The sequence below is a fragment of the Maribacter sp. genome, assembly GCF_016744255.1.
GTDB lineage: Bacteria > Bacteroidota > Bacteroidia > Flavobacteriales > Flavobacteriaceae > Maribacter_B.
The window spans coordinates 23,419-32,541 of record NZ_JADGES010000034.1; the positions used below are offsets into that span (position 1 = coordinate 23,419).

The following is a 9,123-nucleotide window of genomic DNA, read 5'->3' on the forward strand; positions in this document are numbered from 1 at the left end:
TCCGCAATTGCGGAGCTTTTTTTATATTTAAAAATGAAAGGATTTTTAGAAGAAACATTAGATTTAATATTACAAAATCAGGATACGTTAAGTAATCATGTTTTTATTCTTCCTAGCAAAAGAGCAGGGACTTTTCTTAGAAATTCTATCGCTAAAAAAACTACTCAAACAGCATTTTCTCCAGATATACTAAGTATTGAAAGTTTTATAGAAGAGGTTTCTGGTTTATCCTATGCCTCTAATTTAGAACAGCTTTTTGAACTCTACGACACCTATCTACAAAGTAAACCAAAAGAAGTAGAAACATTCTATTCCTTTTCTAAATGGGGACAAACACTTTTACAAGATTTTAACGAAATAGACAGGTATCTAATCCAAACTAAAGATTTATTTTCTAACCTATCCGCTATACAAGAAATTAGCCATTGGTCTCCAGAAGCTCCCAAAACACAAATGATGGAGGACTATCTAAATTTTTGGAATAACTTAGATGCCATATACCAGACCTTTAAAAAATCCTTACTTAAAAACAACAAAGGACACCAAGGATTAGTCTATAGAACGGCTTGTGAAAAACTTACAGAATATCTTACCACAAAACAAGATAAGATTTTTGTTTTCCTTGGGTTCAATGCCCTTAACGCTTCCGAAAGCCAAATAATACGGCATATTTTAGAGCATCATAATTCTGATATCTATTGGGATATTGATAGTTACTTTATGGAAGATTCCATACATGATGCAAGCCTGTTTCTAAGAAATCATAAAAAAAAATGGAATTATTTTAAGACCTATGATTTTAAAGGAATTAGTAATTACTATATATCTCCTAAAAAAATAGAAATCATTGGAGCGCCCAAAAACATTTCGCAGGCTAAGTACGTTGGCAATCTATTGAAGCAAATAAAAATAGAATCGCCAGGTTCCATTAAAAATACAGCAGTAATTCTAGCAGATGAAACCTTACTAAACCCTATTATTAACTCTATTCCTAAAGAAATAGATGCTATTAATATTACTATGGGTTATGCTCTAGAAAAAACAACACTAGCTAGTTTTTTTAATTCCTTTTTCGAATTATATATTGGCTCCAATTCTAAAGGATGGTTCTATTCCACCTTATTATCTTTTATATCACACCCTACTACTACAACCCTTATTAATGATAAAGAAAAAGATTGTTGTTCTAAAATCAGCACGACTATAAAGACTAAAAATTGGTCTTACATTTCTACATCAAAAATTAAAACTTTAGCTCCAGAGAATATAAATATTTCTGAACTTTTTACAGAGTTAACTTTTACACCAACTGCATTCATTGAAAAATGCTTGAGCATTATATCTAAACTAAAAGAGATATACACCAATCAAAATAATTTTTTAGGCCTAGAATATCTATATCGCTTCAATAGCTTATTTAATCAACTTAACACTCTGTTGCTAGAATATAACTATGTAAATGATTTAAAATCTCTCCTGAGCCTTTACAAGGAGCTACTTTCTTCTGAAACTTTAGATTTTAAAGGAGACCCTATTGAAGGGCTTCAAATTATGGGAATGCTAGAAAGTCGTAATCTAGATTTTGAAACTGTAATTATTACTTCTGTCAATGAAGGAATATTACCTTCAGGAAAATCGAATAATTCTTTTATTCCGTTTGATTTAAAAATTAATCACGGTCTTCCTACTTACAAAGAGAAAGATGCTGTTTATACCTATCATTTTTATCGCTTATTACAACGTGCCAAAAATGTGTATTTAATTTACAATACAGAGCCCGATGTATTAGAAGGCGGTGAAAAAAGCAGATTAATTACCCAATTACTCACAGATGAAAATAGGATAAAAGATATAGAGGAAAAAGTTGCAACCCCTATAATTATACCGCATGTAAAAACCCTAGAAAAAATAGAGAAGGATGCCGGTTTATTAGAACTTATAAAGCAACATGCAACTACCGGTTTTTCACCAACATCTTTAAGTAACTATATTCGTAATCCTATTGATTTTTACAAACGTAATTTATTAAAAATAGAAGATGCTTTAGCGGTTGAAGAAACAGTTGCAGCAAATACTTTTGGCACTATTGTTCATGATACTTTGGAAGATTTATATACTCCATTTATTGGTAAATTATTAGATACTGAAACGCTTAAGGCTACTAAAAAACAAATTCCAACTTTAGTAAAAAAACACTTTGCAAGAACGTATTCTGAAGGAGATATTACGCAAGGGAAAAACTTAATAGCCTATAACGTAATTATTAGATATATAGAAAGGTTTATAGACCTAGAAATTATCCAACTAAAACAAAGTGCCATTAGAATAATTGGACTAGAAAAAAAGTTACATATTACGCTCCATTTTCCAGAGTTAGACTACCCCGTAATTCTAAAAGGGAAACTTGATCGTATTGATGAAGAAAATGGATTATTAAGGATTATTGACTATAAAACTGGTCGTGTAGAATCCAAAAATGTTACCATTAAAAATTGGGGAGATATAGCTACGGAATATTCGTTTAGTAAAGCGTTTCAACTCTTATGCTATAGTATTATGTACAACTCTAATAATCCGATATCCGAAATACAGGCTGGTATATTGACTTTTAAAAATCTTAATGCTGGTTTGTTAAAATTTGCATATCAAGAAGGAGCCAGAAAAGCTCCTAAAGATAGTATTATAAACCAAGAAACTTTAGCCCTATTTTCCACAGAACTAAAGCAACTTATTTTAGAAATATGTAATCCCGATTCTCCTTTTATAGAAAAAGAAGTTTAGCGCTATTTTTTATCTGGTCTTGTTGGCCTTACCTCAATTTTACTTGGTAATGTCCTTGGGTGCATTTTAAGCAAATCTAGTACCAATTCTCCTATGTCTTCTGGTTGTATTTTCCAATTATCTGCCTCTGATGGCTCATGGTTATTAAAATGAGATGCCACAGAACCAGGCATTATGGTAGATACTTTTATATCATATTGGCGTAAATCTAACATTGCAGCTTGCGTAAAGCCAACTACTCCAAATTTAGTAGCATTATAACCTGCCGCAGTAGCAAAAAAATTGGTACCCGCTAAACTAGCCAAAGTAATATAATACCCTTTAGACTTTTTCAATGCCTCTACAGAAGCTTTTAGAGTATGGAATACGCCATTTAAATTGGTGTCTACCATAGCATGCCAATCATCGCTAGACATTTGGTCTATGGGCATAAAATGACCAACACCAGCATTTGCCAATACTACATCTACTTGCCCCCATTTCTCCTTAATTTTGGCAATAGCAGCTTGCTCATCTTCTATTTTAGTAACATCAGAAGATAAAGCCAAAACCTGTTCTTCATTACCCAAATACTCTGCTGCTTTTTCTACTGTTTTTAAAGTACGCCCACTAATCGCAACTTTCATTCCTGCGGCGATTAGTTTTTTTGCTACTCCAAATCCTATTCCTTTAGAACCTCCTGTTATATATGCTACTTTCCCTATTAAATCTTTCATATTATTACTTTATAATTTTTTCAAAATATACTCCCAAAAGTATTAAATAACATGGCTAAAGAAAGGTAAATGTTTGTTAAGAATCTGTGAGGTTATCAACAACAAAAAAGCCCTAATATCTAAATAAATACTAGGGCTTTACAGTAAAGAGAAAATCTTATAAAGTTCCTCTCAATTCTTGTTCTCTTTCTAAAGCTTCGAACAAAGCTTTAAAATTTCCTTTTCCAAAAGAAGTGGCTCCTTTACGTTGTATTATTTCGAAGAACATAGTAGGCCTGGCTTGTACGGTTTTCGTGAATATCTGAAGTAAGTACCCTTCATCATCCCGGTCTACTAAAATTCCTAAAGGTCGCAAAGCCTCGATATCCTCATCAATCTTACCCACTCTATCTGTAAGCACATCATAATAAGAATCTGGAACTTTTAAAAACTCTACTCCTCTATCCTGTAACTCCGTTACTGTTTTTATAATATTATCCGTTGCTACTGCAATATGCTGCACCCCTTCGCCTTCATAAAATTCTAAGTACTCATCTACTTGCGATTTTTTTAATCCAGGTGCTGGTTCATTGATAGGAAATTTAATTCTACCGTCGCCAGAGCTCATTACTTTACTCATTAAAGCGGTAAATTCTGTAGAAATATCATTATCATCAAAAGACATTATTTGGGTAAAGCCCATTACCTCTTCATAAAATTTTACCCAATGATTCATTTGTCCTAAAGCTACATTCCCTACCATGTGGTCTACATATTTAAGACCTACCGCATCTGGATTGTAATTAGGAGTTTCCCAAGAAATAAATCCTGGTAAAAACACGCCATTATAATTTTTACGTTCTACAAAAATATGCACCACCTCTCCATAAGAATAAATACCAGAACGAACAACAGTTCCTTTTTCATCTTCCTCTGTAACAGGTTTCATATAATGCGTAGCTCCTCTCTTTATAGCCTCATTATATGCATAGGTAGCATCATCTACCCAAAGAGCAGTAACCTTTACCCCATCTCCATGTTTATCGATATGTTTCCCTACTTCTGTTCCACTCTTTAATGGGGAAGTTAAAACCAAACGTATTTTATCTTGGACAACTACATAAGATTCTAACTCTTTACTCCCAGTCTCTAAACCTCTATATGCTAATGACTTAAACCCAAAAGCAGATTTGTAATAATGAGCAGCTTGCTTGGCATTACTTACATAAAGTTCCAAATAATCGGTTCCGTTAATGGGCATAAAATCTTTAGCCCCTTTTAATGTATGTGACATTTTTACTAGTTTTTGTTGTTATTTTTTTAATCTCTAAAATCTACTTTATAGAAAAAGTAGCTAAAATGGCATCTGTTATATTTTCTTCTTTTATATAAATTCGGATACGACAGTGCAACGCATAAATATCTTTATCGGCAACCATCTTTCGTAATGCGCCATCTGATTCTACAAATTGAGTTATTTCTTTTTCGGAAGGTATTTTTTCTACGTTACCCAATCTTCCTAAGTTATTTCCTGTAAGTATTTCACTATCGCTGATATGAGAAGGTAATTTATCTACCCCAATTCCTTGTGTAAAAATTGGTTTTGGAATTTCAAATAAGGAGGCTTCATTGGCTCTAGTATACCAGCTTTCTCCCATTCTTGCTACCATATCTAACTTTGTGGTATCGAGTTTCCCCTTCTCATCTGTATATGAATCCTCTACATGAATTAAAACCACTTTCGCAATTACTAAATTTCCAGCTCCTCCTTCATCTCCCATTGCTATTACATTCTCTACTATACATTCAAAAGATACCGGAGATTCTTTTACTCTTGGAGCCTTTACTTTTATAGAAGATATAGGTGTTAAGCCAGCCTTTTTAAATTCATTTACTCCCTTACCATATTCTGTACTTGCTAGAGACATTTGCTCTACCATTGGAAAATTAACTGTATTGATAACTACCTCTTTAGTTTCTAGAACATTTTCTAAAGTATGCTTTGTAGTATTGTCCCTAACCCTTCTTGCAGGTGAGAAAATTAATATAGGTGGATTTGCACTAAATACATTAAAAAAACTAAAGGGACTTAAATTAATATTTCCTTCGCCATCTACTGTACTTGCAAAAGCAATTGGTCTTGGAGCTACCGCAGACAATAATAATCCATGCAATTGTGTAATTTCTATTTCTTGTGGATCTAAAGTATGTGTTGCCATATTATTTTTTTACTGGTAATAATTTCGTTTTTACTTCTCCGAAACCTACTCTTTTTCCGTCCTTTTCACAGAATCCACGCATAATAACAGTGTCATTATCGGCTATAAAAGTGCGTTCTGAACCATCTTTAAGTTTTAATGGCTTTTTTCCCGCCCAAGAAAGCTCCAACATAGAACCATAACTATCTTTAGATTTTCCACTTATGGTTCCAGAGCCCATCATATCTCCAACATTTATGTTGCAACCGTTCATCGTATGGTGCGCTAACTGTTGTGCCATATTCCAATACATATATTTAAAATTGGAGTTACTAACTACCGTTTCTTCTTCGTTTTCTGGTTGTATAGCTACTTCTAATCCAATATCATAATTACGTTCCCCAGTATAGTCTAAATAAGGTAATACTTTAGGTGTCTGTTCTGGACCAGAAACTTTATAAGGCTCTAAAGCTTCCATCGTTACAATCCATGGAGATATAGAGGAAGCAAAATTCTTTGCCAAGAAAGGGCCTAAAGGCACATATTCCCATTTCTGGATATCTCTTGCAGACCAATCATTAAACAAAACTTTTCCGAAAATATATTCTTCGGCATTGGTAACTTTTACGGTATCGCCTAGAGTGGTTTTTTTACCAATAATATAAGCCATCTCCAATTCAAAATCTACTCTTTTAGAAGGGCCATAGGTTGGTTCTGTGGCATCTAGAGCCATGGTTTGCCCCATTGGCCTATGTACATCTACACCACTAACCACAATAGAAGATGCTCTTCCGTGGTAACCAACTGGAATATGTTTCCAGTTTGGCATTAGTGCATTTTTTGGGTCTCTAAACATAGTCCCAACATTAGTAGCATGTTCTATACTAGAGTAAAAATCCGTGTAATCGCCCACAAAAACAGGCAAATGCATTTGTGCCTGTTTTTGCGTAATAAAAACATTATAATTTGCTTTTAATACACTATCTGCATTTGTTAACTCTTGCTGAACTAATATTCTTACTGCAGATGTAATTTCCTTTCCTAAAGCAATAAAACTATTTAGAGTTGTATTAGAAAAAACATGCGGATTAAAATCTAAGGAACTAAATATACCAAGTTCCGAGGCCGCTACTAAATCTAATATTTGATTTCCGATAGCAATACCAACTCTTGGGGTATGATTGGTTGTAGAAAAAATCCCAAATGGAATATTATGTATTGAAAAATCTGAATTTTGTGGAATATCTATCCAACAATTAGTATGTATCATAGTTGTAGTTGTTTTTTGTGGTATTATTATTCTAACCAAGATTGATAATACGTTCCGTCATCAATATCTAATGCCGTTTGTGTTAGTTGTAAGGGTTTAAAAGTATCTATCATTACTGCCAATTCTCCTGTTTCTTTTTGACCTATACTACGCTCATACGCTCCAGGGTGTGGACCATGTGGTATCCCAGCTGGGTGCAAAGAAATATGCCCTTGTTCTACATGGTTTCTACTCATAAAATCTCCGTCTACGTAATACAAAACCTCATCAGAATCTATATTAGAATGATTATATGGCGCAGGAATTGCATCTGGGTGGTAATCATACAAACGCGGACAAAAAGAACAAATTACAAAAGCTTTAGTTTCAAAAGTTTGGTGTACTGGTGGTGGTTGATGCACTCTTCCTGTAATGGGTTCAAAATTATGAATAGAAAAGGCATAAGGAAAATTATAACCATCCCAACCTACAATATCAAAAGGATGTGATCCATAAACCATATGGTGTAATTGCCCTTGTTTTTTAACCTTCATAACAAAATCGCCCAATACATCTTGAGGATTAAGATTTTCTGGCAACTTAAAATCGCGCTCACAAAAAGGAGAATGCTCTAAATGCTGACCAAACCAATTTCTATATCTTTTTGGGGTATAAATTGGGTCATAAGATTCCGCAATAAGTAACCTGTTATTTTCTGTTTCAAACGTAATTTGGTATATCATACCTCGAGGAATAATAATATAATCTCCATATTCAAAAGGGATATCTCCTAACATGGTTTTTAAAACTCCCTTTCCTTTATGAACAAATAACATCTCATCGGCATCCGTATTTTTATAAAAGTACTCCGTCATAGATTTTCTAGGAGCAGCCAAACTTACATGTACATCGCTATTAAACAAGACTACTTTTCGGCTATCTAAAAAATCGTCCTCTGGTCTAACATCAAACCCTTTTAATAGTCTAGATTTTATGTTGTGTTTCAGGGCTACTTGGGGACTTAAATCTATACTCTCTCCAACCTCTTTTACCATAGTTGGCCTATGCAAATGATACATTAAAGAAGACATTCCATCAAAACCAATAGTGCCAAACAATTGCTCGTAATGCAAGGTTCCATCTTCCTTTTTAAAAACCGTATGTCTCTTTGCTGGGATTTTACCCAATGTATGATATAATGGCATAATTTAATATTTACATGAACACTTGTTCATGTAAATATATTCATAATACCTAAAATTGCAAACTTTTTTCTTAGTTTTGAGCTCTTTAACCAATGTATGCAAACTTTTGGCATGAGTAAAATGACGAAAAAAGAACGCTTTTTAGCTACGTCTTTAAAATTGATTAATGAAAAGGGATTTAAAGCCACCACTATAAGAGATTTGGCAAGCAGTTTAAATTGTGAAGTTGCCAATATTTACAATTATATAGATTCTAAACAGTCCCTTTTAGAGACCTATCTATTTGGAATCTCTAACGAGTTTCATTTTGCGATGGATACTATTATTGACTCTAAAATATCATCCGAAGAAAAACTTAAGCTTATTATACGAACGCATATAGACTTAATGGTTAAAAAGCCTTACGAACTAGCTCTTTTGGTTAACGAATGGAGAAACTTAAAAGAACCTAAATTAAGTACTTTTATTGCCGAAAAAAACACCTATGAGAACAAAGTAAAAACGGTAATAAAAGAAGGCATGGAGCAAGGCGTATTTCGGTCATTAGACTTAGAAATTGCCACATTTACTTTCTTATCTACTCTACGATGGCTCCACGATAAGAATACGGGGTATCCTATAAAAATGGATCCCCTAGAAATTGAAAAACAAATTACCCAATTTGTTTTTTCTGGTCTTTGTATTGACTAAACTGTTCTTTGACTGCCAAATAAAACAATGTTTCTCTCATTCCTAAAGAAAAAACATCCTATATATTAGAACGATACTTTTTTTGGTATACCAATTTATACTCAATAATATAACTATAACCCGTATTAACCATACGTTTTTAAAAACCCTTTATACTACAGAATTATACCAAAAAATTTCTTTACAAAACAGAGGCTTACCGTACTCTTATTTACCCATTAACATCATGGTTTTCAAAAATAAAAATAACTTTAATAATCAATAACTGGCTTAACTCTAAAACATAGTTTATTTTTGTGGCGAAA

General features: G+C 33.2%; 7 protein-coding genes. 2 read left to right on the forward strand and 5 right to left on the reverse strand.

All coding sequences use genetic code 11. The features are described 5' to 3' along the window. Positions 1 to 33: 33 nt before the first annotated feature. Positions 34 to 2,781 (forward strand): PD-(D/E)XK nuclease family protein, encoded by a 2,748-nt coding sequence (locus QZZ51_RS07815; RefSeq protein ID WP_291868245.1) that lies wholly within the window; start codon positions 34 to 36, stop codon positions 2,779 to 2,781. Between the two features lie 2 nt (positions 2,782 to 2,783). Here QZZ51_RS07815 and QZZ51_RS07820 read toward each other — a convergent pair whose 3' ends face one another. From QZZ51_RS07820 to QZZ51_RS07840, 5 genes are all read right to left on the reverse strand, one after another. Further along, the gene (locus QZZ51_RS07820; protein ID WP_291868248.1) at positions 2,784 to 3,497 is read right to left on the reverse strand and encodes an SDR family oxidoreductase; all 714 of its coding nucleotides are present in this window, start codon (positions 3,495 to 3,497) and stop codon (positions 2,784 to 2,786) included. Between the two features lie 157 nt (positions 3,498 to 3,654). Then, positions 3,655 to 4,770 carry a 4-hydroxyphenylpyruvate dioxygenase gene (hppD, locus tag QZZ51_RS07825; RefSeq protein ID WP_291868250.1) on the reverse strand — a complete coding sequence of 372 codons (1,116 nt, stop codon included), beginning with the start codon at positions 4,768 to 4,770 and terminating at the stop codon, positions 3,655 to 3,657. 40 nt (positions 4,771 to 4,810) lie between these two features. Then, positions 4,811 to 5,695, reverse strand: coding sequence for a flavin reductase family protein (locus QZZ51_RS07830; RefSeq protein ID WP_291868252.1), 885 nt, complete (start codon positions 5,693 to 5,695; stop codon positions 4,811 to 4,813). Between the two features lies 1 nt (position 5,696). Further along, on the reverse strand, positions 5,697 to 6,944 hold the full coding sequence (gene fahA, locus QZZ51_RS07835) for a fumarylacetoacetase (RefSeq protein ID WP_291868254.1): 1,248 nt from the start codon (positions 6,942 to 6,944) through the stop codon (positions 5,697 to 5,699). Positions 6,945 to 6,970: 26 nt separating this feature from the next. Next, on the reverse strand, positions 6,971 to 8,128 hold the full coding sequence (locus QZZ51_RS07840) for a homogentisate 1,2-dioxygenase (RefSeq protein ID WP_291868256.1): 1,158 nt from the start codon (positions 8,126 to 8,128) through the stop codon (positions 6,971 to 6,973). 111 nt (positions 8,129 to 8,239) lie between these two features. Here QZZ51_RS07840 and QZZ51_RS07845 point away from each other — a divergent pair, with 111 nt between their 5' ends. Next, positions 8,240 to 8,818 carry a TetR/AcrR family transcriptional regulator gene (locus tag QZZ51_RS07845; RefSeq protein WP_291868259.1) on the forward strand — a complete coding sequence of 193 codons (579 nt, stop codon included), beginning with the start codon at positions 8,240 to 8,242 and terminating at the stop codon, positions 8,816 to 8,818. Positions 8,819 to 9,123: the final 305 nt, after the last annotated feature.

Bases quoted from the DNA above. Each gene is read 5' to 3' on its own strand.
- QZZ51_RS07815 (WP_291868245.1), top strand. From the start codon at position 34: ATGAAAGGATTTTTAGAAGAAACATTAGATTTAATATTACAAAATCAG.
- QZZ51_RS07820 (WP_291868248.1), bottom strand. From the start codon at position 3,497: ATGAAAGATTTAATAGGGAAAGTAGCATATATAACAGGAGGTTCTAAA.
- hppD (WP_291868250.1), bottom strand. From the start codon at position 4,770: ATGTCACATACATTAAAAGGGGCTAAAGATTTTATGCCCATTAACGGA.
- QZZ51_RS07830 (WP_291868252.1), bottom strand. From the start codon at position 5,695: ATGGCAACACATACTTTAGATCCACAAGAAATAGAAATTACACAATTG.
- fahA (WP_291868254.1), bottom strand. From the start codon at position 6,944: ATGATACATACTAATTGTTGGATAGATATTCCACAAAATTCAGATTTT.
- QZZ51_RS07840 (WP_291868256.1), bottom strand. From the start codon at position 8,128: ATGCCATTATATCATACATTGGGTAAAATCCCAGCAAAGAGACATACG.
- QZZ51_RS07845 (WP_291868259.1), top strand. From the start codon at position 8,240: ATGAGTAAAATGACGAAAAAAGAACGCTTTTTAGCTACGTCTTTAAAA.